The 20,650-nt window shown below is 73.1% G+C and carries 19 protein-coding genes; 5 read left to right on the top strand and 14 right to left on the bottom strand.

Annotation, left to right across the window (positions count from 1 at the left end):
* Window positions 1-255: 255 nt before the first annotated feature.
* On the bottom strand, window positions 256-888 hold the full coding sequence (locus ABTZ91_RS28855; RefSeq protein WP_352080143.1) for a hypothetical protein: 633 nt from the start codon (window positions 886-888) through the stop codon (window positions 256-258).
* Between the two features lie 187 nt (window positions 889-1,075).
* On the opposite strand from ABTZ91_RS28855, the gene ABTZ91_RS28850 reads away from it, so the two are divergent.
* Window positions 1,076-1,423 carry a YkvA family protein gene (locus tag ABTZ91_RS28850; protein ID WP_352080142.1) on the top strand — a complete coding sequence of 116 codons (348 nt, stop codon included), beginning with the start codon at window positions 1,076-1,078 and terminating at the stop codon, window positions 1,421-1,423.
* Window positions 1,424-1,475: 52 nt separating this feature from the next.
* Here the strand turns inward: ABTZ91_RS28850 and ABTZ91_RS28845 are convergent, their stop codons facing one another.
* From ABTZ91_RS28845 to ABTZ91_RS28810, 8 genes are all read right to left on the bottom strand, one after another.
* Window positions 1,476-2,114 (bottom strand): contact-dependent growth inhibition system immunity protein, encoded by a 639-nt coding sequence (locus ABTZ91_RS28845; RefSeq protein ID WP_352080141.1) that lies wholly within the window; start codon window positions 2,112-2,114, stop codon window positions 1,476-1,478.
* Between the two features lie 10 nt (window positions 2,115-2,124).
* Complete coding sequence (locus ABTZ91_RS28840; protein ID WP_352080140.1) at window positions 2,125-2,484, bottom strand: RNase A-like domain-containing protein; 360 nt, start codon at window positions 2,482-2,484, stop codon at window positions 2,125-2,127.
* A gap of 1 nt (window position 2,485) precedes the next feature.
* Entirely contained in the window at window positions 2,486-2,788 is a 303-nt protein-coding gene (locus ABTZ91_RS28835) for a WXG100 family type VII secretion target (RefSeq protein ID WP_352080139.1), read from the bottom strand.
* 48 nt (window positions 2,789-2,836) lie between these two features.
* Complete coding sequence (locus ABTZ91_RS28830) at window positions 2,837-3,247, bottom strand: WXG100 family type VII secretion target (RefSeq protein ID WP_352080138.1); 411 nt, start codon at window positions 3,245-3,247, stop codon at window positions 2,837-2,839.
* A 35-nt stretch (window positions 3,248-3,282) separates the two neighbouring features.
* Window positions 3,283-3,948 (bottom strand): hypothetical protein, encoded by a 666-nt coding sequence (locus ABTZ91_RS28825; RefSeq protein WP_352080137.1) that lies wholly within the window; start codon window positions 3,946-3,948, stop codon window positions 3,283-3,285.
* Window position 3,949: 1 nt separating this feature from the next.
* Window positions 3,950-5,665 carry an RNase A-like domain-containing protein gene (locus ABTZ91_RS28820; RefSeq protein WP_352080136.1) on the bottom strand — a complete coding sequence of 572 codons (1,716 nt, stop codon included), beginning with the start codon at window positions 5,663-5,665 and terminating at the stop codon, window positions 3,950-3,952.
* 550 nt (window positions 5,666-6,215) lie between these two features.
* Complete coding sequence (locus ABTZ91_RS28815; protein ID WP_352080135.1) at window positions 6,216-7,736, bottom strand: solute carrier family 23 protein; 1,521 nt, start codon at window positions 7,734-7,736, stop codon at window positions 6,216-6,218.
* Entirely contained in the window at window positions 7,733-8,860 is a 1,128-nt protein-coding gene (locus ABTZ91_RS28810; protein WP_352080134.1) for an arylsulfotransferase family protein, read from the bottom strand. Before ABTZ91_RS28810 ends, ABTZ91_RS28815 begins: the two co-directional genes overlap by 4 nt.
* A 224-nt stretch (window positions 8,861-9,084) precedes the next feature.
* On the opposite strand from ABTZ91_RS28810, the gene ABTZ91_RS28805 reads away from it, so the two are divergent.
* Both ABTZ91_RS28805 and ABTZ91_RS28800 read left to right on the top strand, forming a co-directional pair.
* Window positions 9,085-9,639 carry an XRE family transcriptional regulator gene (locus tag ABTZ91_RS28805; protein WP_352080133.1) on the top strand — a complete coding sequence of 185 codons (555 nt, stop codon included), beginning with the start codon at window positions 9,085-9,087 and terminating at the stop codon, window positions 9,637-9,639.
* Between the two features lie 355 nt (window positions 9,640-9,994).
* Window positions 9,995-11,794 carry a SpoIIE family protein phosphatase gene (locus ABTZ91_RS28800; RefSeq protein WP_352080132.1) on the top strand — a complete coding sequence of 600 codons (1,800 nt, stop codon included), beginning with the start codon at window positions 9,995-9,997 and terminating at the stop codon, window positions 11,792-11,794.
* Window positions 11,795-11,926: 132 nt separating this feature from the next.
* Here the strand turns inward: ABTZ91_RS28800 and ABTZ91_RS28795 are convergent, their stop codons facing one another.
* The 5 genes from ABTZ91_RS28795 to ABTZ91_RS28775 form a co-directional block, all read right to left on the bottom strand.
* Window positions 11,927-13,651, bottom strand: coding sequence for an acyl-CoA dehydrogenase family protein (locus tag ABTZ91_RS28795; RefSeq protein ID WP_352080131.1), 1,725 nt, complete (start codon window positions 13,649-13,651; stop codon window positions 11,927-11,929).
* A 90-nt stretch (window positions 13,652-13,741) separates the two neighbouring features.
* Window positions 13,742-14,392 (bottom strand): PadR family transcriptional regulator, encoded by a 651-nt coding sequence (locus tag ABTZ91_RS28790; protein ID WP_352080130.1) that lies wholly within the window; start codon window positions 14,390-14,392, stop codon window positions 13,742-13,744.
* Between the two features lie 122 nt (window positions 14,393-14,514).
* Complete coding sequence (locus ABTZ91_RS28785) at window positions 14,515-15,318, bottom strand: VOC family protein (protein WP_352080129.1); 804 nt, start codon at window positions 15,316-15,318, stop codon at window positions 14,515-14,517.
* Window positions 15,319-15,470: 152 nt separating this feature from the next.
* On the bottom strand, window positions 15,471-16,631 hold the full coding sequence (locus ABTZ91_RS28780) for a LacI family DNA-binding transcriptional regulator (protein WP_352080128.1): 1,161 nt from the start codon (window positions 16,629-16,631) through the stop codon (window positions 15,471-15,473).
* A 102-nt stretch (window positions 16,632-16,733) separates the two neighbouring features.
* Entirely contained in the window at window positions 16,734-17,054 is a 321-nt protein-coding gene (locus tag ABTZ91_RS28775; protein ID WP_352080151.1) for an L-rhamnose mutarotase, read from the bottom strand.
* A 169-nt stretch (window positions 17,055-17,223) separates the two neighbouring features.
* Between ABTZ91_RS28775 and rhaI the strand changes: the two genes are divergently transcribed.
* Together rhaI and ABTZ91_RS28765 are read left to right on the top strand one after the other, a co-directional pair.
* Window positions 17,224-18,390: an L-rhamnose isomerase gene (gene rhaI, locus ABTZ91_RS28770; RefSeq protein ID WP_352080127.1), complete on the top strand. Its 1,167-nt coding sequence runs from the start codon at window positions 17,224-17,226 to the stop codon at window positions 18,388-18,390.
* 67 nt (window positions 18,391-18,457) lie between these two features.
* Window positions 18,458-20,506: a bifunctional aldolase/short-chain dehydrogenase gene (locus ABTZ91_RS28765; protein WP_352080126.1), complete on the top strand. Its 2,049-nt coding sequence runs from the start codon at window positions 18,458-18,460 to the stop codon at window positions 20,504-20,506.
* The last annotated feature ends 144 nt before the right edge of the window (window positions 20,507-20,650 follow it).

Here is a 20,650-nt window from a genome sequence, read left to right as displayed (position 1 = left end):
GGGGGGGGCGGGGGGGGGCGGCGCGGGCGGGGCCGCCCCGGGGCCGGGGGGGCGCGGCGCGGCCGGCGCCTCCCGCCCTGCCCGTCGTACCGGCCCCGTCCGTCGCGCCTGCCGTACCCGCCGGGCCGGCGGTGCCTGCCCTGCCTGCTGTACCGGCCGTGCCGGGCGCTCCCGGGACCTTCGGCGGTGCCGGTGCGCGCCGCGTGTGTCCCTCGGCCCCGCTCACTGTCCGCCGGCTCGGATGCTTCTGTGCCATCACGCACCACTTCCCTTCGGCTTGAGGAGGTGCCCTCGGCGGTGCCGCCCGGACACCGAGCGGGCCCGGTCGGGTTCGGTACCGGTCCGGGACCCGGCCGCCGTCAGCTCCTCGAACAGGGGCCGTACGTGAAGCAGGGCCGCCCGCAGCTCCTCGGTGGAGGCGGACGGGGACTGCGCCATGCGGCGGAGGGTGCGCAGGCTCTCCACATGGTGCGGGTGGTGCACCGACAGCGCGGCGAGCTGCTCCTCGCGACCGTCGGGCTCCGGGAAGCCCCGGGTCGCGGCGATCCGGGCGAGGAGCTCGTCGGCGTCGGCGACGGCCTGCCGCGGCGCGTCGACGAAGCGCTCCTGGAGCATGGTCCACTGAGCGGCGTAGTGCTCGCGGACGGCGTGCTCCAGCGGCAGCGGGCGGACTCCGCCGTACCGTTCGAGCCGCTCGCGCAGGTCATGGTGGGCGGACTCGGTGTGGCCGCCGTGCCGTTCGAGGGCCCGGTCGTACTCGGGGCCGAAGCGTCGCTTGAGGGAGCGGGTGCCGCTGCCCGTGCCCGCGCGGGCGCGGAGCAGGACACCGGCCGCCACGAGCGCGACGACGATCGCCCCAAGGATGAGAACTGCGGTCAGGGTCGACATGACTGCCTTCCTGGAGGGTGTCTCCGGCTGGCTGTTCGTCAGAGTGTGCGAGGCGCCTCTCGGTTCGGCTTGCCGCTTCTCGTACGGTCAAACCCCGGCCGCCGGGCGTCGTAGCCTTGGGGGCGTGGTGGTCGGTCGTCGTCGGCGACCGGCTCGGCCGGTCGTCGTCGCGGGGCAGGAGAGCAGCATGGACAACACCCCTACCCTCTGGGTCGTCGTGGCCGCGGTTCTCCTGCTCGCGGTGGCGGCCTGCGCGGCCGTGCTGCTCGTACGGGTCTTCCGGGCTCGCAGGCTGCTGCTGGACGCCGGTGTCCCGCTGCGGTCCAAGGCCCTGTTCTGGGCGGCGGTGGCGTACACGGTCTCGCCGGTCGACCTGATCCCGGACCCGGTCTATCTGGACGACGTCGGCGTGCTCCTGATCGCCCTGCGGGCGCTGCACGCCGCTGCCGCCCGGAGCGGGGCGGCCACCAAGACCTCGCGCACGGGATCCGAAGCCTCGGCCGGCGGTCCGGCCGGGGTGTCACCGCCGCGGTGACGGTAGGGCCCGGTGACGGCGGGCCCGGTGACGGCCGGCGCGCGGGCGTGGGTCAGCCGCGCAGCCGTACGGCGAGCGCGGCGAGCCAGGCGCCGGCGGTGTAGGGCGCCGGGGGTTCGACCTCCGCGCCGAGGGTCACCAGGGCGAGGGCCAGGCCGTCGTCGTCGAGGCCGAGGGCGAGGAGGTCGTGGAGCTCCCCCGTCAGCTGGGCGACCAGGCCGGGGTCGGTGCCCCGCAGATAGTCGGCGAGCGCGGACTCGTGATCGCCGAACTCCTCCGGCATGTCCTGCGTGAACCAGCCGCCGAGCAGTTGCGCCAGCTCGGGGAAGCGGGCCCGCCACTCCCAGGGTGTCACCGGCGGGCCGGGGGGCGGCGCCTGGCCGTTCGCCAGGCTCGCGTCGAGCCGGTCGGCGAGGCCGGTGAGCCAGTCCCGGATCTCCTCGGGCGGCAGCCCCACGTCGGGCAGCCGGTAGTACTCCCCCAGCCGGAGCCGGAGCCGCCCGGGCGGGTTGTCCGCGAACGTACGCAGCTGCTCGGCGGCGACGGCGATCGCCCAGGGCCGGGTGCGCCAGGTCTGCCGCAGATAGCCGTCGACCGCCTCGGGAGCGTGCGGACCGAGGCCCAGGTGGGCGCGGACGACCTGGTCGAGCTCGCCGTACTTGCGGTCGTGCTCGGCGGGGTTCAGGGACACGGGGGCGCCTCTACAGCTCGACGGGCAGGGAGGAGTGCACGGTGAAGGGGTACGCGCCGGGCTCGCCCGGTCCGTTGCGGCGGAGCACGACCCGGACGGCGCGCACCGGGATCGGGTCCTGGTCGGCCAGTGCCATCCCGGTGGTCATCAGCGTCCCCACGGGATCGGGCCGTGAGGGCCAGGCGGCCTCGATGACGAGCCGCTCCCGGGTGGACTGGGCGAGCCAGCGGTGGATGACCTGCTCGTTCAGGGCGATCACCTGCTGGGTGGCCCACTGGGCGGTCGCCCGGTCGGGAAAGGTCGAGGCGCGGTCGGCCCGCGCGGCGACGGGAGAGGCGGGTGAAGAAGGAGGGGTGGGAGTGGTCGTCATGTCAGGCACCGCCCCAGCCGCGCAGGGTGGCCCTGTGGGCGGCGGAGTAGTTGGCGTGGCCGGTGGTGACGATGGCGTGCAGCCACTTCTGCGCGGCCTGGAGGTCCTCCACCTGCCGGTCCCAGCGGTCGAGTTCGTCGACGAAGGCCTCTCGGGCCTCGCCTTGCCAGGCGAGGACGACCGGCACCGTACGGTCGTACAGCGCGGCCAGGCGCTCGTTGAGCTTGGCCAGGATGTCCTCCAGGTCGCCGGCGATCTCGCGCAGAGCGACCAGGTCGACGGAGATCGAGCCGTCGTCGTTCACGTTTCCCCCTGCCTTACGGACGTGCGGATGTGCGTTCCCACCGTACGTTCAGATGTCGTTGATCCTGCTGGTCGGCGCCGGACCGCCGCTCGGGCCGGCGCCGGCCGGTCGCTCGCCGGACAGTTCGCGTACCTCCGCGTCGATGTCGACCTTCTTCATCTCGGCCCGGAACTGCCGCAGGATGTCCAGCTCCTGGCGTGTGAACCCGTCCCGGCTCATCCTGACCGCCTTGGCCAGAACCCCCAGGATCTCGCGTATGCGTACGGCGTCCGCGCCGACCTCCCGGTGCAGCTTCCGGTACGCCGTCGCCGCCTCGCTGCGCCACCGCGCCTCGGCCCGGTCGACGATCGCGTCCATCCGGCGCACCTGGCCGTCGATGTGGGCCCGCATGGCGTCCAGGTCGTCCGCGAGGCGCTTCAGGTCCTCGTCCGTCACGTCGAGGTTCGGTTCTGTGGACACGGCGGCGGCTCCTTCCGGTGTGACGGGGTGGGGTGTCAGTGCTGCTCGGCGAAGTGGGCGTGGACGGCGTCGAGCAGGAGACGGACCCGGGCGTGGGTGACGTAGGGCGCGGCCTCGGCGAAGGCCGCGTCGAGTTCGGCGGGCGTGCGGAACAGGTAAAGGAGCCGCTGCAACTCGCCGGCGAGGTTCCCGAGTCTCTCGTGGCAATCGGGATGCTCGCTGGTCAGGATCTCGTCCAGGGCCTCGTCCACGCTGTCGTACTCGCCCGAGATCATCGAGGAGATGAAGGCCGAGGTCAGCGAGAAGCGTCTCGTCGCCTCCCAGTCGGAGAGCGGCAGCTCCGTCATGTCCGGATAGGAACGGAAGTGGCGATCCCGGATGAGCGCGGCCAGGGCGCGCAGGAAGTCCGCCGGCGGATCGTCGCCGGCCGCCCGGGCGAGTGCCCGGCGGTACTCGGCTGGCCTGGATTCGAACGCCGCCGTGCCGATCTCGTCGGCCAGGAGGTCGATCAGCGAAGCGAGCGCCACATGCGGCATCACCCCGGATGTCGTCCTGGAATCGTGCAGAACGCGCGACAACCGCTGGAGTTCGTCCTCCAGCGGTGCGGCCCCTGGGTTGCGGGACGCGACGGCGACACTCAGGAGGAGTCCCACCGCGCCTTGGGTGACGAATTCATGGTGTTTCGTGGTCACGTGGCGCATGTTACGGCGGTGTCGGGAAGGCAGTGCGGACATAGAACGTCCCGGACTCCGGCGAGTAGCCGAGGACGAGCTTCACGCTGTGGACCTGTTGCGGCTGTGCGCCGAAGCCTTGGGCGGCGAAGTCGGACTGCGTGACGGAGGAGCCGGTCGCGACCCGGTTGCCGTTCGCGTCTCTCACGGTGACGATCTGCAGGTCCGGAGAAGAGCCGGGCTTGAACGTACCGTTGGCCACTTTCTGCTTCTGCTTGTCCATCCAGTCCTCGATCGTCCGGATGTTGTCAGGGTCGTTCAGCGCGGCCTGGACGGACTTCTGCGCGACGGGCAAGTCCGGGAAGGCCGACGCGTCCACGCCCTGGTCCCGGACGCGCATCCGCAGTTGGTCCGCGGTGAGCCCGACGTGCCGGTCGATCGTGTGCGCGTCCTTGCCGGGCCTCAGCGGCTCGGGGGGCGGCGGCTGGAACGGGTTGGTCTCCCACTCCATCGAGGCGAGGTCGATGCCGAACCGGTTGTTCGGGTCCCGCGACTGCTCGTTGAGCGGGACGATCGACCGGTCGAACTCGAAGAGCGAGCGCGCGCCGAACGCCTCGGCCCTCGCCGACTGCGCCTGGAAGGTCGGGACCGCGCGCGAGGCCTCCCGCAGGGGCTCCAGGAGCTTCTTCACCAGCTCCGTCTGCTCGCGCAGCGCGGTCTCGTAGGTGGCGACGGCCTTGTTGACGGCCTCCGTGTCGATGCTGAGGAGCACCGCGGCGCCCAGCCCCTTCCACAGCTTCTTCAGGCGCTCGGCGAAGTTCCCCAGGAAGTCCTTCAAGTCGGTGGCCTCCAGGAGCGCCAAGGCGTCCTTGATGGCCTTGTAGAGGATCCCGCGCAGCTCAGTGCGGACCTTCTCGGCGGCCTCCGCGTACGAGCGGAGGGCCTGGGCCAGCATCTGGGCCGTCGTGCTGAGGACGGCGAAGACCGGAAGGCTGGTACCCGCTCCGGTCGACGGCTTGTGCGCCCACTCGTAGCCGGCCGTGTTCTTGCCCCACGCCTTGGTGCCCCACAGTGACGACACGAACTCCAGCATCGCCCCGTGCCAGTCGCCGTTGGCGTTGTCCGTGACGGCGTCGACGGTACCGGTGAGCTGTCCCTGGATGGTGCCGATGCCGGTCTGGTACGGCAGCCACGCCTGGGAGAGTTCGTTGACCCTGAGGTAGTTCGGGAGCGGCAGGATCTCCAGCGCGCGGCCGGCGCCCAGGGCTTCTTCGACGACCGTGCGCATGACGGAGCCGGGGACGTCGCCGTCGAAGACGTCGAGGAAGTCGTCGACGGCGTTGGCGTCGCGGACACCGAACGCCGGCGGCGGCGCGTAGGCCGGCGGGGCGGTGATGACCTGCGGCGGCGGCTGTGGCGCGAAGGGCGGGTTGAGCGGGTGGGTGGCCGCGTCCGCCTGCCGGAAGTTGTTGGCCGTGGTGGTGAAACCGACCGCCGCGCCGCCGATGGCGACCACGGCCTTGCCGTGCACCTCCAGGAGCAGGGCGATGACCGCGGCGTACTGGGTGGCGAACTCGGCCGTGGCGGTGCCGGCGCCGCCGACCCGCGAGTAGTAGCCGTGGACGTCGAGGAACTGCGTGAGCGCCTTGTGGAACGACTGCTGCTCGACGGCGAGGGCGGCCGACACCTGGTACAGGTGGAGCGGCTGGATGTCGAAGCCGCCCGGGCCCGTCCAGGGGTTGGACACCGCGGGCGGGGTGGCGGGGGGAAGCTGGGGCGGCGGCCCGGAAGGCTTCGGCGGCGCGTTGGGGCTCGGCGACGGTGTCGGCTCAGCGCTGGGTGTGCCGGACGGCTGTCCCTGGGACGGCGGTTGGGTGGTGCCGGGCGTCGGCGTCGGGCCGGGCTGCGGAGTCGAACTCTGGCTGGGGCTCGGGCTCGGGCCGGCACTCGGGCCGGAGCTCGGGGACGGGGACGCCGTGCTGGTGGGGCCGGGTGTGGGCGTGGTCACCGGCTCGGCCCGTTCGTCGCGCGACGGTGCGGGCACGTGGCTGTGCGTCGTCCCATTGAGATCCCCCCGGCTCCTTCGGACTGCTGGCGACGCTAGCAGGAGAACCCGTCATATTCCGGCCTTGATCGCACAGTTGGCCGAAAGTGCTCTGTTGCGGGCCGAGGGGCACCGGGACGCCGGTGTCCGGAAGCCGTGGCCGCGCCCCTCGGATCGCGAGGGGCCGGCGGCACGGCTCGGCAGCGGCTGGCTCGGCTCGGCGGTGGCACGGCTCGGCAGCCGCTCGAGGTGATCAGGCCGGAGGGTGCGCCCGGGGTGGTTTCTTGGCCGGGGGCTGCGGGGGCGGCCCGGGTGGGGCCAGGTGGGGCCGGACCGGGTCGAAGCGGCCGAGGAGGGCGGTGAGGAGGACCGCCGTCAGGGTGCCGGCGACGACGCCGCTGCCCAGGACCGTACGGGCCCAGGCGGGGAAGCCCGCGTACAGGCCGGGACTGAGCAGCGGCAGCAGTCCCGCGGTGAGGGCGAGCGCGGCCGTCAGGGTGCCGGTGCCCGTGCCGGACAGGTCGGCCCGGCGGAGCATCCCGACGCCCATCACGGCGATGACGGCGTAGACGACGAGGGAGGAACCGCCCACGACGGCCTCGGGTATCCGGGCCAGCGCCCGGGGCACGGGCGTGGCCAGGCCGAGGGCGACGAGGAGCGCTCCGGCGCCGGCGGTCACGAAGCGGCTGCGGACACCGGTGAGCCGGCCGATGCCGATGTTCTCGGCGCTGGTGACCATGAGGGACGTGCCGAACAGTCCGCCGGCCAGGGACACGAGGGCGTCGGCGCGGGCGACGCGCGGAACGTCCCTCGCGGGCGCGGGAGTCCGGCCGACGGTCTCGCTGTTGAGCACGGTCTGTCCGGTGATCTCGGCCAGTGTCGTGAGGCTGAACAGCAGCAGCGGCAGGGCGGCCACAAGGTCGAACCGTGGCGCCCCGAAGGGCAGCGGCGCGGGCAGCGCGAATCCGTCGCCGGTGACCGGGGTCAGGGAACCCAGGCCGGTCGCCATCGCGATGACCGTGCCCGCCGCCATCCCGATGAGGACGGCGCTCTGGCGCCAGACTCCGCGCAGGAGCACGTACGCGGCGACGGTCACCGCGACCGTGAGCGCCGCGAGGACGACCGCCCGCGGTTCGCCGGTGCCGTCCGGCCCGGTGACGAGCCGGGCGGCGACCCGGATCATCGCGACCCCGATGAGCAGCACGGTCACGCCCATGACCAGGGGCGGGAAGAGCCGTACGACACGGGCGTACAGCGGCAGCACGGAGAGCAGCAGCAGCGCTGCCATGAGCACGGCACCGGTGGCGGTCGGTGCCCCGTGGTCCTGGGCGATCTGGAGGAACAGCGCGGTCGCCGCACCGCCCGGCAGCATGACGAACGGCAGCCGCCCGCCGATCCGCCACACGCCCAGGGACTGGAGCAGGGCGCCCGCGCCGCACAGCAGCAGCACGGCGCTGAGCAGCGAGGCGGCCGCGTCGGGCGGCATCCTCAGGGTGCCGGCGACGAGGAAGACGGTGGAGACGGGGGCCGCGATCATGGCCAGCACGTGCTGGACCGCCAGCGGTATCAGCCGGCGGACCGGCACCGGGGCGTCCACGGGTTCGGGCGGGCGACCGACGGTGAAGACAGCGGAGGCGGACGCGGAAGCTGCGGGGACCCCGGCGGGGGCGGCGGGGACGTCGGCGGAGGCGGCGGATTCGTGCCCGCCGCCGTCGTTCTCGCCGGGGACGCGGGGCGGTGGAGAGGCCGGCCGGGGGCCCGGGGTGGTCGTCATGACGTCGCCGCCCGGAGCCAGGGGATGTCGGCCGCGGCGTAGCGGTAGGCGCGGAAGACGGCGTTGGGTTCGGACGGGAACAGGCCCCGGACCTCGCTCTCGCCGTATCCGGCGAAGTACGGGACGACGTACTCCCAGCAGAGGTAGCCGTCCTTCGTCACCTCGAAGAGCCGCCCGGACGGGGAGTCGGTGACGAGGGTGTTGCCGTTCGGCAGGCGCTGTGCGGAGCCCATGAAGGGGGCGAAGAAGAACTCGCGGGCCGGGTCGTGGTACTCCCACACGATGTCACCGCCGGCCCGGTCGATCTCGATGACGCGGGAGTAGGGGACGTCGTGGCCGGGCCGGAAGACGCCGTTGTCGAAGACGAGCAGGCGGCCGTCGTCGAGTTCGGTGGGCGCGTGCTGCTGGCTGACCGTGCCGGGGCGGCTGCGCCAGAGGATCTCGCCGGTGTCGCGGCTGATGACGACGACCGCCGAGACACTGCGCAGGCTGGCGAGGACGTTGCCGTCGCGCAGGGGCGTGACGCTGTTGATCAGGGGCCAGTGTTCGCGGGCGTACGCCTCGTGCAGGGCGAAGGTCTCGCGGTCGAGGTGCTCGGCGGCGCGCCAGGACCACAGGAGTTCACCGTCCGGGCCGACCTCCCTGATGGTGTCGGCCCAGACGACGCCGCCCGAGGCTTCGGAGCCGGGTACTCCGCCCCGGACGCCTGCGGCTTCCGCCCCCGTCAGGGGTTCGAGGGCGGTGTAGAGGATGCGGCCGTCGTCGAGGTGGTGGGCGTCGTGGTGCTGGAGCGGGTCGCGGTGCTCCCGGAGCACGGTCCCGTCGGGGGCGGCGTGGAGCATGACGCCGCCGCGGTACTTGTGCCACATCGGGAAGAGCGCCTTCTCCCCCGGCAGTACGCCGTTGTAGGCGAGGGTTCCGTCGGCGAGCAGCCGGGCGTGGCGGCCGGGGCGGTAGGGGAGGTTCCACTGGTGGACGGTGCGGCCGTGGAGATCGACGAGATAGACCTCCCCGGTGCCGGTGAGCGGTGCGTAGAGGGTGTGGCCGTCGAACGCGGCGGTCTCGTCGACGGCGATGAGGCCGGTGGGGCGTCGACGGCGTGAGTTCTGATCGATCGCGGGCATGCCGGTACTCCTCGCTTCAAACTTTCTTTGATGAGAACAACCGACTTTGACGGTAGGGGCGTGGTGTGACGGGCGTGTGTCGGCCGTACGAAACCGTCTCCGGGGCCTGGCCACGGGCCGCGTAAGGTGCCGTCAGGTGCCGTCAGGTGCGGGTGAGCCGCGGGTGAGCGCGCGGACCGTAAGGCGGGGCAGGGCAGGGCAGCGCAGGGGAAGGGCGGGGACTCATGGAGGATGCGGACACACCGCGGGTGGGCGCTGCCGTACGCCGCCGACGCCGGGCGCTCGGCCTGACGCTCGCCGAGGTGGCCCGGCGCAGCGGGCTCTCCTCTCCGTTCCTCAGCCAGATCGAGAACGACCGGGCGCGCCCCAGCATGCGTTCCCTCCAGCGGATCGCGGACGCCCTCGGCACGACGGCGGTGCAGTTGCTCGCGGCCTCCGCCGAGGCCCGCACGATCGACGTGGTGCGCGCCGACGACGACGGGGGTCTCGACCGTGCGGCCCGCGTGCGCCCGGTGGTGCGCGGCCGCCACCAGTTGCACGCGCTGGAGTTCACCGGCGCACACGAGGCGGACCGCGAGTTCCGGCACCGTCACGACGAGCTGATGTACGTGGCGGACGGCTCGGTGGAGGTGGAGGCCGACGGCCGGGTCCACCGGCTGGGTCGCGGCGACACCCTCCTCCTGTCCGGCGGAGTCCGCCACCGCTGGCGCACGACGGAAGTGGGATCGCGGGTGCTGGTGGTCGCGATCGGGGACCACGTGGAGGTTCTGGAGACGTGACGGGGCGGCCGGCCGGGCGGTCACCGCCGATGCGCCGCCTGCCGGGGACGCCGCCTGCCGGGGGCGCCTGCCGAGGGCGCCGCCTCCCGTGGCCGAAGACCGCCGCTACCCGTGCCGGGCGGTGCGGCCGACGGTCACCCGCGGTGACGGCGCCGACCGGATCCGTACCGGCCCCTCCCCCACGTCCGCCGCAAGCGGGCGCTGACCCCGGCCCGGTGCCGGACGCCCGGCCCGTACACGGGCCGCGCCGTCCGCTCCCTCGGGCGAGAAGATCCTTGAGGGCAGGAGGCGCGGCAGCCGTTTCCAGTGCACACTGGGCACCAAGTGGCGTCGAGTCCTGTTGGGGGCCGGAAGAGTGAACGGCGACAGCGGCAGGCGGCGCCTGCACAGCCGGGGCTCGGCCGGCCAGAACCCCGCGCTGCGCCGCTCGGCCGGGGGGAACGTGCGGTTCCGCCGCAGCAGGGGTCTGCTGCCGCCGGACCGGTTCACCACCCGCAGCCGGCTCGCCTGGCTGAATTCCGCCACCTCCAGGATCGGCACGACCCTGGACCTGCAGCGGACCGCGCAGGAGCTCGCCGAGTTCACCGTGCCGCGGTTCGCCGACGGGGCGGCCGTGGACATCCTGGAGAGCGTCCTGCGCGGTGACGAGGGCGCCCGATGGACGGAGCCGGGGATTCCGCCCATGCGGGCCACGGCGCTGTGTGCCATCGAGGAGCTCTCCTCCCTGGAGCCGACCCCGGTGGGCGAGACCTTCGTCCACGCCGAGCAGCCGCACGAGACCCTGCTCCACCGGTACTGCCTGCGGCAGGGCAAACCGGTTCTGCTGAGCCGCATGCGGGACGACGACTTCATCCGGGTGGCGCCCACCGCGAGCGCGGCGGAGAAGATGCGGGCCGCCGGCGTGCACAGCTATCTCGCGGTGCCCCTGATCGCCCGGGGGCTGCTCCTCGGCAGCGCCGACTTCGTCCGCGGCCCCGGGACGCCGCCGTTCTCCTCCACCGACCTGGCCCTGGCCGAACAGCTCGCCTCCAAGGCGGCCGTCTTCATCGACAACGCCCGCCTGTACGGACGCGAGCGCGAGCATGTCGTCTCGTTGCAGCGCAGCCTGCTGCCGCGGGTGACCCCGGCGACGCCGGGCCTGCTGGTGCACTCCGAGTACGCGCCCTCGGTGGCCCGTCACGGGGTGGGCGGAGACTGGTACGACGTGATGGGCCTGCCCGGCGGGCGGACGGCCCTGATGGTGGGCGACGTGATGGGGCACGGGCTGCCCGCCGCCGCGACCATGGGCCGCCTGCGCACCGTCGCCCGCACCCTGATGACGCTGGACATGGCTCCCGAGCGGATCCTGGCGCGGCTCGACCTGGCCACCCGCGACCTGGAGGACGAGCAGGTCGCCACCGCCCTCTGCGCGGTCTACGACCCCGCCGACTCCACCTACACGCTGGCGAGCGCCGGGCACCTGCCGCCCCTGCTCGTCGATGGGCAGGGCGGCGCCGAGTTCGTGCCCGTGCCGACCGGCGCGCCGCTGGGGGCCGGGGTCATCCCGTACGACCCGCTGCGGGTCCACGTGCCGGACGGCGCCCATCTGGTCATGTACACCGATGGCCTGGTCAAGACCCGGGACGAGGACGTGGACGCCCAGTTGGCCCGGCTGCGGTCGGCGGCGCTGGACCTCGCTCCCGGGGCGCTGGAGCAGGGCGGTCTGGTGGACTGCGCTCCGGCGGCCGCCGCCCGTTTCGACGAGGCCGTGCTCCTCGTCACCACGAGCGCCTCGCTCCCGGCCGGAGACCTGCGGGTGTGGGAGCTGCCGCAGGACGGACGGGCCGCCTCCGTCGCCCGGGGCCTCGTCACCGAGCAGCTCGCCGCCTGGGGCCTCGCGGACCTCGCCGACGTCTGCGAACTCGTCGTCTCCGAGCTGGTCGGCAACGCGCTGCGCTACGGCAACGGCCCCGGCGGGCTGCGGCTGCTGCGCGGGGAACGCCTCGTCGTGGAGGTGTCGGACACGGGCCCCGACCTGCCCCAGATCCAGCACGCGGACCTCAGCGACGAGGGCGGCCGCGGGCTTCAGCTCATCAACATGCTGTGCCGGCGGTGGGGTTCGTGCCGGACGGTCACCGGCAAGGTGGTGTGGGCGGAACAGAACATGCCGTCCTGAGGCGGACGGGACGGGGGACGGAGCGGGAGGCTCCCGTGCGTCCCCCTCCGCCAGGGCGGCGGCGCCCGAAGCGGGCGCGGGGAACCACGCCGCGGGCCGCCCGGGCGGAACCGGGCGGCCGGCCGGCGTGTGTCAGGGAGCCATCTCGTACGTGCCGGAGAGGGCCTCGACCCGCTGCCAGACGCGCTGCGAGCGGGCCTCGTCGACGACGGGGCGCCGGACCGCGCCGAGTGCCCAGAGCTGCTGCTGCTCGGTCGCGGAGTCCTTGCCGTGCAGTTCGACGGCGTGCGCGGAGAAGTCGCGGACGAGCACGGCGAACAGCTCGTCGAGGACGTCCTCGTCGAGTCCGGTCAGCGCCGCCTGCTCCAGGACCAGCTGCCCGTGGACGACGAGCGCGAAGAGCTGGCCGACGGCGAGGAGGAGGTCGAGGTCACGACTCTGCTCCTCGTCCGGGGCCGCCTTGAGCACGAACTCGCAGAGCGCGTCCGCCTGCTCGCGGAAACGGGCGACGTTCGCCACGTGGCCGTACGCGTCGTAGGCCGCCCGCCAGTCGTGGAAGCGCACCGAGCCGAGGCCGCGGGCGGGACCCTGGCGGAAGAGGAAGGTGTCGTCGGCCGCGTCGAGGCGGGTCGGGACGGGCTCGTACGCGACCGGGTCGAGGAGGTGGTTGCGCATGAACTTGAGGATCAGCGCCAGGTTGACGTGGACCGTGCCCTCCAGCTTCGGCAGACCGCGGATCTCGACGGCCGCCTGCGCGAAGTAGTTGTCCTTCTCGAAGCCCTTGGCGGCGATGACGTCCCACATCAGGTCGATGACCTTCTCGCCCTCCGTGGTCACCTTCATCTTCGTCATCGGGTTGAAGAGAAGGTACCGGCGGTCGTCGGGGCCGGCGGTGCGGAAGTAGTCGACGGCGCGGTCGCTGAACAGCTTCATGCCGACGAGCCGGACGTAGGCGTCGGTCAGTTCGCGCCGCACGTGCGGGAAGGCGGTGACGGGCCGGCCGTAGAGGATGCGGTTCTGCGCGTGGGTGACGGCCTCGTACATCGCGTGCTCGCAGATGCCGATCGAGGCGGTGCAGAGGTTGAACTTGCCGACGTTGACGGTGTTGAGGGCGGCGTCGAAGGCGGCGCGGCCGGTGTGCAGGACGTCCTCGGCGGCGACGGGGTAGTCCTCCAGCCGGAACTCGCTGACGTACTTGGAGGAGTCGACGACGTTCTTGACCAGGTGGTAGGCCGGGTGGCGGCTGTCGGCGGCGAAGAAGACGTAGCCGTCGGGACCCTCGACGTCGGTGCGGCGGCCGAAGACGGAGACGAGCCCGGCCGCGTTGCCGTTGCCGATGTAGTACTTGGAGCCGGTGGCGCGGAAGCCGCCCTCGCCGTCCGGCTCCAGGAGCATGTCGGTGGAGTAGATGTCGGCACCGTGCGACTTCTCGGACAGGCCGAAGGCGAACACCTCGCCCCGCGCGAGGAGTTCGGCGGCGCGGGCACGGGCGGCGGCGTTGTCGCTCTGCCAGACCGGGCCGAGGCCGAGGATGGTGACCTGCCAGGCGTACCAGTAGTCGAGGCCGTAGAAGCCGAGTATCTCGTTGAGGGCGGCGATGCGCGCGGTGTCCCAGCGCTTGTCGCCCTCGTGCTCGCCGGCGGCGGAGGACGGCGTCAGGAAGGTGGCGAAGAGTCCTTCCTCGGCGGCGAAGGCGAGGAAGTCGCCGAGCCAGGCACGGGTCCGGTAGTCCTCGATGATCCGGCGCTTTCCGCGCGCCTCGAACCAGTCGACGGTGGCGCGCAGCAGCCGGCGCGTCTCCGGGTCGAAGTGCGCCGGGTCGTAGGTGTGCGGGTTGAACAGCAGCGGGTCGGCCATGAGGTCCGCCTTTCCGGCTCGGGATGAGGGGTGGTGGTGCGCGGGAGTGATGCGCGAGAAGTGGTACGAGGTGGGGTGCCGCGGCGGGTGTCAGTGCCCGGTGTCGAAGCGGGCCAGCGTGGCGAGGACGTCGTCGAGCCAGGCGATCATCATCCGCTCGTACGCGATGCCGCCGCGCAGCACGACGTGCTGGAGCTCCCGTTCGGCGTCGAGCGGGGCGGCGGCGGGGGGCGGAGCGGCGGCCTGGGCCTCCACGGGCGGGGCGGCGACGGGCGGGGCGTCCACACACGAGGCGTCGGCGGCCTGGGCCTCCACGGGCGGCGGCGGGCCGAAGTCGCGCGCCTCGCCCGCGAGGTAGTGGGCCAGCCGGTCGGTGTGGGCCTGCCGGTGGCGTTCGACCTCGCCGATCAGGGCGGCGGGATCGTCGAAGGCGGCGCCCCGGATCTTGACGGCGAGGTCGTGCCGTACGCTCTCGGGCTCGATCGGCGCGGCCAGCCAGGCGGAGAGCGCGGCCCGTCCGGCGGCGGCGACGGAGTACTCCTTCTTGTCCGGGCGCCCGTGCTGCGGCACCTCGCGGACGTCGACCCAGCCGTCGCCCTCCATGCGCTTGAGCACCCGGTAGATCTGCTGGTGGGTGGCGGTCCAGAAGTATCCGATGGACCGCTCGAAGCGCCGGGCCAGCTCGTATCCGGACCCGGGCTTCTCGAGCAGGGAGACGAGGATCGCGTGGTCGAGCGCCATGCGCCCGATCTTGCTATGCAACGAAGTGCATAGCAAGGCCGACCGAATGAGACGCCGCTCACCTCATGCGGAAAGACCGGTCCCGCGCCCGCAGGGGGGGCGCCGGACCGGTCTTCCCGCGTTCAGCTCCGGTCGACGGGGGTGAGCAGCACGAAGTCCGCCTTCGACGGGTCGAGGCAGACGGCCAGCCGGCCGACGTCCTGCGCGTCCTCGGGGCCCATCAGGACACTGCCGCCGTTCCGGGTGACCCTGGCGACGGCGGCGTCGCAGTCGTCGACGCCGAAAACCGGATGCCAGTACGGCCGCCCGTTCGCCAGGGCGAGGACGTCCTCGCCGACCTGCATGATGCCGCCGTGCATCCGCTCCTCGGGGAGCCCGGCGGGCGTGATGAGGGAGTACGTGCCGCCGCCGCCCGGCAGCTCCATGTCGCTGAACCGCCAGCCGAGGACGCCGCCGTAGAACTCCTTCGCGGCCGCGGCGTCGCTCGTGTACAGCTCCGTCCACGACAGGGAACCGGGCTGGTCCACGAGGTCGACGCCCTTGTTGCTTCCGGGCTGCCAGACGGCGAACTGGCCGCCGAGCGGGTCGCTGTACTGGGCCATCCGGCCCCAGTCGTCGAGGTCCCGCGGTGCCACCCGCACCGTTCCGCCCGCGCGCTCCACGGCCCGGGTCGTCTCGTCCGCGTCCGTGACGGTGTAGTAGATCATCCAGGCCGAGCGGGCCCCCTGTTCGGTGAGCTTGCCGAGTCCGGCGACGGTCTTGCCGTCCTTCCGGAACATCCCGCCCTCCATGTCCTCCCCCGCGTCCCCCATGGACTCGTACTCCCATCCGAGGACGGCACCGTAGAAGGCCGCGGCGGCCGGGACGTCGGGGGCTCCGAGGTCCAGCCAGCAGGGGGAGCCGGCGACGAAGTCAGTGGTGATCACGGCGATGCCCTTTCTCAGGTCACAGGTCATCCCAGAGTGACACCGGGCACCGGCACGCGCCCGCCGGCACGTGCGTCGGTGGAGGTCCGCGCGATCAGGCAGCGAGCCGGCGGTGCCGGTGGACGGGACGCTGCCCCCGGGGGACAGCCGGCTCAGCGGGGCGTGAGGCTGGAGCGGCGGACGACCAGTTCCGGCTGGAGGACGAGGTGCTCGTGGCGGTGGTGTGCCGCCTGGTCGCCGGTCTCCTCCAGGAGCAGTTCGGCGGCGCGGGCGCCGAGGGTGACGGCCGGCTGGCGCACGGAGGTCAGGGGCACGGTGGCCGCCGCCGCGAACTCGATGTCGTCGTAGCCGACGATCGCCATGTCCTCCGGCACGCGCACTCCGGCCGCGTAGAGGGCCTGGAGCACACCGAGGGCGAGCAGGTCGTTGGCGCAGAAGACGGCGGTCGGCCGGGTGGGCAGCCCGAGGAGCCGGGCGCCCGCGTCGCGCCCGGAGGCGACGTCGAGGCGTTCCACGGACACCTCCTGGAGGGCGGTGGCCGGCAGGCCGGCCCCGGCGAGGGCCAGCAGGGCGCCTTCGCGCCGGTCGCGGACCTGCTGGAGGTGGGAGGGGCCGCTGACGTACGCGAAGGTGCGGTGGCCGGTGGCGGTGAGGTGACGGATCGCCAGGGAGCCGCCGACGACGTCGTCCACGGAGACCGAGCAGCCCGAGCCCGAGCCGGGGTCCGGGCCCCTGACGTCTCCGCGGGCCTCGCCGCGGGCCTCGGCGTGACCCGAGCCCTGGTCCTCGCCGTGACCCGAGCCCTGGTCCTCGCCGGGGCGCTCCTCGGGAGCGCCGTCCTCGCCGTCCCCGGCGACGCGGTCCACGAGGACGTACGGGATGCCGTGGCGCCGGAACTCGCGCAGGTTGGCCCCGCTCGGGTCGGCGGGGGTGACCAGGACGCCGCGGACCCGCTGCTCGGCGAAGAGCGCGAGGTAGTCGGCCTCGTCGGCGGCGTTCTGGTCGCTGTTGCAGACCATGACGCCCAGGCCGGCCGCCCGCGCGGTGCGCTCGGCTCCGCGGGCGATGTCCACGAAGAAGGGGTTGCCCATGTCGAGGACGAGCAGGGCCATGATCCGGCTGCGGCCCGCCCGGAGCTGGCGGGCGGATTCGCTGCGCACATAGCCGAGGCGCGCGATGACGCCCCGCACGTGCTGGAGGGTCGCGGGAGAGACCCGGTCCGGCTGGTTGATCACGTTGGAGACGGTGCCGACGGAGACGCCCGCCTCGCGTGCCACGTCCTTGATGCCGACCGTCCGCGCGGTGCCCGCCATCCGTCCCACCTGGTCCGCTCTGCCCGTCCGGCCCGTCCGTACGGGGTCTCCCGCCTCGTGCTTCATCCTATGCGGCCCGCCCGGGGCGCCCGTTCGCCGCCGTCAGGGGAGGTGGAAGACCTCGGTCAGCGGGCGCATGGCGGCGTCCGGGGCCCGGCCGTCCAGTTCCTCGAAGAACCCGGCCATCTCGGCCTGCCAGCGTGCGTTGACCTCGGTGGCCTCCATGGCGGCGCGTGCCCGGTCGAAGTCGTCGGTCTCCAGGTAGCCGACGAGGAGGCCGTCCTCCCGCAGGAAGAGGGAGTAGTTGCGCCAGCCGGCCCGCGCGAGGGCGGTCAGCATGTCGGCCCAGACGTCCCGGTGGCGTTCCCGGTACTCCTCGATCCGTTCGGCCCGCACCTTCAGCAGGAAGCACACCCGCCGCACGTTCTCCATCGCACCCCTTTGGCTGAAATGTTTCACGTCCTCGGTCACCCGAGGCTCTGGACGCTAGGTCTTGGCCGTTTCCATGGTCAAGAGCCTTGACGCACTTCGGGCTCCTGACTAGCTTTCGACCTCGGAAGTGAATCGATTCATTACGAGTGCCGAGGTGGACATGCCCGATATCGCCGCGGTGAAGACCGCGCTCGCCGCCCAGCGGATCGAAACGCCCTCCTGGGGCTACGGCAACTCCGGCACGCGTTTCAAGGTGTTCGCCCAGCCGGGCGTGCCGCGCGATCCGTACGAGAAGCTGGACGACGCGGCGGAGGTCCACGCGTACACGGGCGTCGCGCCCCGGGTGGCGCTGCACATCCCGTGGGACCGGGTCGACGACTACGCCGCCCTCGCCGCGTACGCGAAGGACCGCGGCCTGGAGCTCGGCGCGATCAACTCCAACACCTTCCAGGACGACGCCTACAAACTGGGCAGCGTCTGCCATCCCGACCCGGCCGTGCGGCGCCGGGCCGTGGACCATCTCCTCGACTGCGTCGACATCATGGACGCCACCGGCTCGACGGATCTGAAGCTGTGGTTCGCCGACGGCACCAACTACCCCGGGCAGGACGACGTCGTGGCCCGCCAGGAGCGGCTCGCCGCGTGCCTGGCCGAGGTGTACGGCCGGCTCGGCGAGGGGCAGCGGATGCTGCTCGAGTACAAGCTGTTCGAGCCGTCCTTCTACACCACCGACGTGCCGGACTGGGGCACCGCGTACGCGCACTGCCTCGCGCTCGGGCCGAAGGCGCGGGTCGTCGTGGACACGGGCCACCACGCGCCGGGCACCAACATCGAGTTCATCGTCGCCCTGCTGCTGCGGGAGCGGCGGCTCGGCGGATTCGACTTCAACTCGCGCTTCTACGCGGACGACGACCTGATGGCGGGCGCCGCCGACCCGTTCCAGCTCTTCCGGATCATGTACGAGGTCGTCCGGGGCGGCGGTCTCGCGCCCGAGGCCGGTGTCGCCTTCATGCTCGACCAGTGCCACAACATCGAGGCGAAGGTCCCGGCCGTCATCCGCTCGGTGATGAACGTGCAGGAGGCGACCGCCAAGGCGCTGCTCGTCGACCGTGCCGCGCTCGCCGCCGCCCAGCGCGAGGAGGACGTGCTCGCCGCCCACGCCGTGCTGATGGACGCCTTCGCCACCGACGTACGGCCGCTGTTGGGCGAACTGCGGGAGGAGCAGGGCCTCGACCCCGACCCGGTCGCCGCCTACCTCCGCTCCGGACGGCAGGAGCGGATCGCCGCCGAGCGGGCCGTCGGCGCGCAGGCCGGCTGGGGCGCGTAGCCCCGCCGCCTCGCCGCCCCTCCCCCGTCTCCGTCCTCCCTTTTCTTTCCTCTCCGTAAGGAACACCATGGCCTCCTCCGCCACCCCTCCCGAGGTCGCCGCGCTCCTGGAGCGCGCCCACCGCCTCGGCTCCGATCCGCGCACCACCAACTACGCGGGCGGCAACGCCTCCGCCAAGGGCTGTGTCACCGACCCCGTCACCGGCCGCGAGACGCCCCTGATGTGGGTGAAGGGCTCCGGCGGTGATCTCGGCACGCTCACCGAGGAAGGGCTCGCGGTGCTGCGCCTCGACCGGCTGCGCGCGCTCGCCGAGGCCTATCCGGGGGTGGAGCGCGAGGACGAGATGGTCGCCGCCTTCGACCACTGCCTGTACGGCAAGGGCGGCGCCGCCCCCTCCATCGACACCGCCATGCACGGCCTGGTCGACGCGGCGCACGTCGACCACCTCCACCCGGACGCGGGGATCGCGCTCGCCTGCGCGGCCGACGGGGAGAAGCTGACCGCCGACTGCTTCGGCGGCAGCGTCGTGTGGGTGCCGTGGCGCCGTCCGGGCTTCCAGCTCGGCCTCGACATCGCCGCCGTGCGAACCGCGCACCCGGAGGCGATCGGCTGTGTCCTCGGCGGCCACGGCATCACCGCCTGGGGCGAGACCTCCGAGGACTGCGAGCGCAACGCGCTGCGCATCATCCGCACCGCCGAGACCTTCCTCGCCGAGCGCGGCCGGCCCGAGCCCTTCGGGCCGGTCGTCGAGGGGTACGAGCCGCTGCCCCCGGCCGCGCGCCGGGAGCGGGCCGCCGCCCTCGTCCCGTACCTGCGCGCCCTCGCCTCCCAGGACCATCCGCAGGTCGGCCACTTCACCGACGGCGACGTCGTCCTCGACTTCCTCTCCCGCGCCGGACACCCGAGGCTCGCCGCGCTCGGCACCTCCTGCCCCGACCACTTCCTGCGCACCAAGGTGCGTCCCCTGCTCCTCGACCTGCCCGCCGACGCGCCCCTGGACGCGGCCGTCGCCCGGCTCCGGGAGCTGCACGCCGCCTACCGCGAGGAGTACGCGGCCTACTACGCGCGCCACGCGACGCCCGGCTGCCCCGCGATGCGGGGCGCGGATCCGGCGATCGTGCTGGTCCCGGGTGTGGGCATGTTCTCCTTCGGCCGGGACAAGCAGACCGCCCGGGTCGCCGGCGAGTTCTACGTCAACGCGATCAACGTCATGCGCGGCGCGGAGGCGGTCTCCTCGTACACGCCGATCGAGGAGTCGGAGAAGTTCCGGATCGAGTACTGGGACCTGGAGGAGGCCAAGCTGCGGCGGATGCCGAAGCCGAAGCCCCTCGCGACCCGCGTCGCGCTGGTGACGGGCGCGGGCGGCGGCATCGGCCGGGCGATCGCGCACCGGCTGGCCACCGAGGGCGCCTGCGTGGTCGTCGCGGACCTGGACGGCGGGAAGGCGGCGGCGGTCGCCGAGGAACTGGGCGGGCCGGACCGGGCGGTGGCGGTGGCCGTGGACGTCACCTCGGAGGAGGGGATCGCCGCCGCGTTCCGGGAGGCGCTGCTCGCCTTCGGCGGCGTGGACCTGGTCGTCAACAACGCGGGGCTCTCACTCTCCAGGCCACTGCTCGACACCACCGCCGAGGACTGGGACCTCCAGCACGCCGTGATGGCCCGCGGCTCCTTCCTCGTCTCGCGGGAGGCGGCCCGCGTGATGACCGAGCAGGGGCTCGGCGGTGACATCGTGTACGTGGTGTCGAAGAACGCGGTCTTCGCCGGCCCGGCCAACATCGCCTACTCCGCGGCCAAGGCCGACCAGGCGCACCAGGTCCGGTTGCTCGCGGCCGAGCTGGGCGAGCACGGGATCCGGGTCAACGGGGTCAACCCGGACGGTGTGGTGCGCGGCTCGGGCATCTTCGCGGGCGGCTGGGGCGCCCAGCGGGCCGCGACGTACGGGGTCGCGGAGGAGGACCTGGGCGCGTTCTACGCGCAGCGGACCCTGCTCAAGCGGGAGGTGCTGCCGGAGCACGTGGCCAACGCGGTCTTCGCGCTGACCGGCGGGGACCTCTCGCACACCACCGGTCTGCTCGTTCCGGTGGACGCGGGCGTCGCCGCGGCGTTCCTGCGATGACCGGGCCGGCGGTTGGGCGGGGCGGTGAGCCGGTGAGCGGACCGACGGGCGGGCCGGTGGGCGGACTGCCGGACGGGCCGGTGGGCGGGCCGGTGAGTCGACCGACGGACGGGCCGGTGGGTGGACCGGTGGGCGGGCCGGTGA

The organism is Streptomyces sp. NPDC126499 (assembly GCF_040302485.1).
In the GTDB taxonomy this organism is placed as follows: Bacteria; Actinomycetota; Actinomycetes; order Streptomycetales; family Streptomycetaceae; genus Streptomyces.
Note: the sequence above shows the minus strand (reverse complement) of the source record. Positions and strands in the feature narration are given on the sequence as shown.

Bases quoted from the DNA above. Each gene is read 5' to 3' on its own strand.
- ABTZ91_RS28765 (WP_352080126.1), top strand. From the start codon at position 18,458: ATGGCCTCCTCCGCCACCCCTCCCGAGGTCGCCGCGCTCCTGGAGCGC.
- ABTZ91_RS28805 (WP_352080133.1), top strand. From the start codon at position 9,085: ATGGAGGATGCGGACACACCGCGGGTGGGCGCTGCCGTACGCCGCCGA.
- ABTZ91_RS28790 (WP_352080130.1), bottom strand. From the start codon at position 14,392: ATGGCGCTCGACCACGCGATCCTCGTCTCCCTGCTCGAGAAGCCCGGG.
- ABTZ91_RS28825 (WP_352080137.1), bottom strand. From the start codon at position 3,948: ATGCGCCACGTGACCACGAAACACCATGAATTCGTCACCCAAGGCGCG.
- ABTZ91_RS28840 (WP_352080140.1), bottom strand. From the start codon at position 2,484: ATGACGACCACTCCCACCCCTCCTTCTTCACCCGCCTCTCCCGTCGCC.
- rhaI (WP_352080127.1), top strand. From the start codon at position 17,224: ATGCCCGATATCGCCGCGGTGAAGACCGCGCTCGCCGCCCAGCGGATC.
- ABTZ91_RS28810 (WP_352080134.1), bottom strand. From the start codon at position 8,860: ATGCCCGCGATCGATCAGAACTCACGCCGTCGACGCCCCACCGGCCTC.
- ABTZ91_RS28795 (WP_352080131.1), bottom strand. From the start codon at position 13,651: ATGGCCGACCCGCTGCTGTTCAACCCGCACACCTACGACCCGGCGCAC.
- ABTZ91_RS28815 (WP_352080135.1), bottom strand. From the start codon at position 7,736: ATGACGACCACCCCGGGCCCCCGGCCGGCCTCTCCACCGCCCCGCGTC.
- ABTZ91_RS28855 (WP_352080143.1), bottom strand. From the start codon at position 888: ATGTCGACCCTGACCGCAGTTCTCATCCTTGGGGCGATCGTCGTCGCG.
- ABTZ91_RS28850 (WP_352080142.1), top strand. From the start codon at position 1,076: ATGGACAACACCCCTACCCTCTGGGTCGTCGTGGCCGCGGTTCTCCTG.
- ABTZ91_RS28780 (WP_352080128.1), bottom strand. From the start codon at position 16,631: ATGGCGGGCACCGCGCGGACGGTCGGCATCAAGGACGTGGCACGCGAG.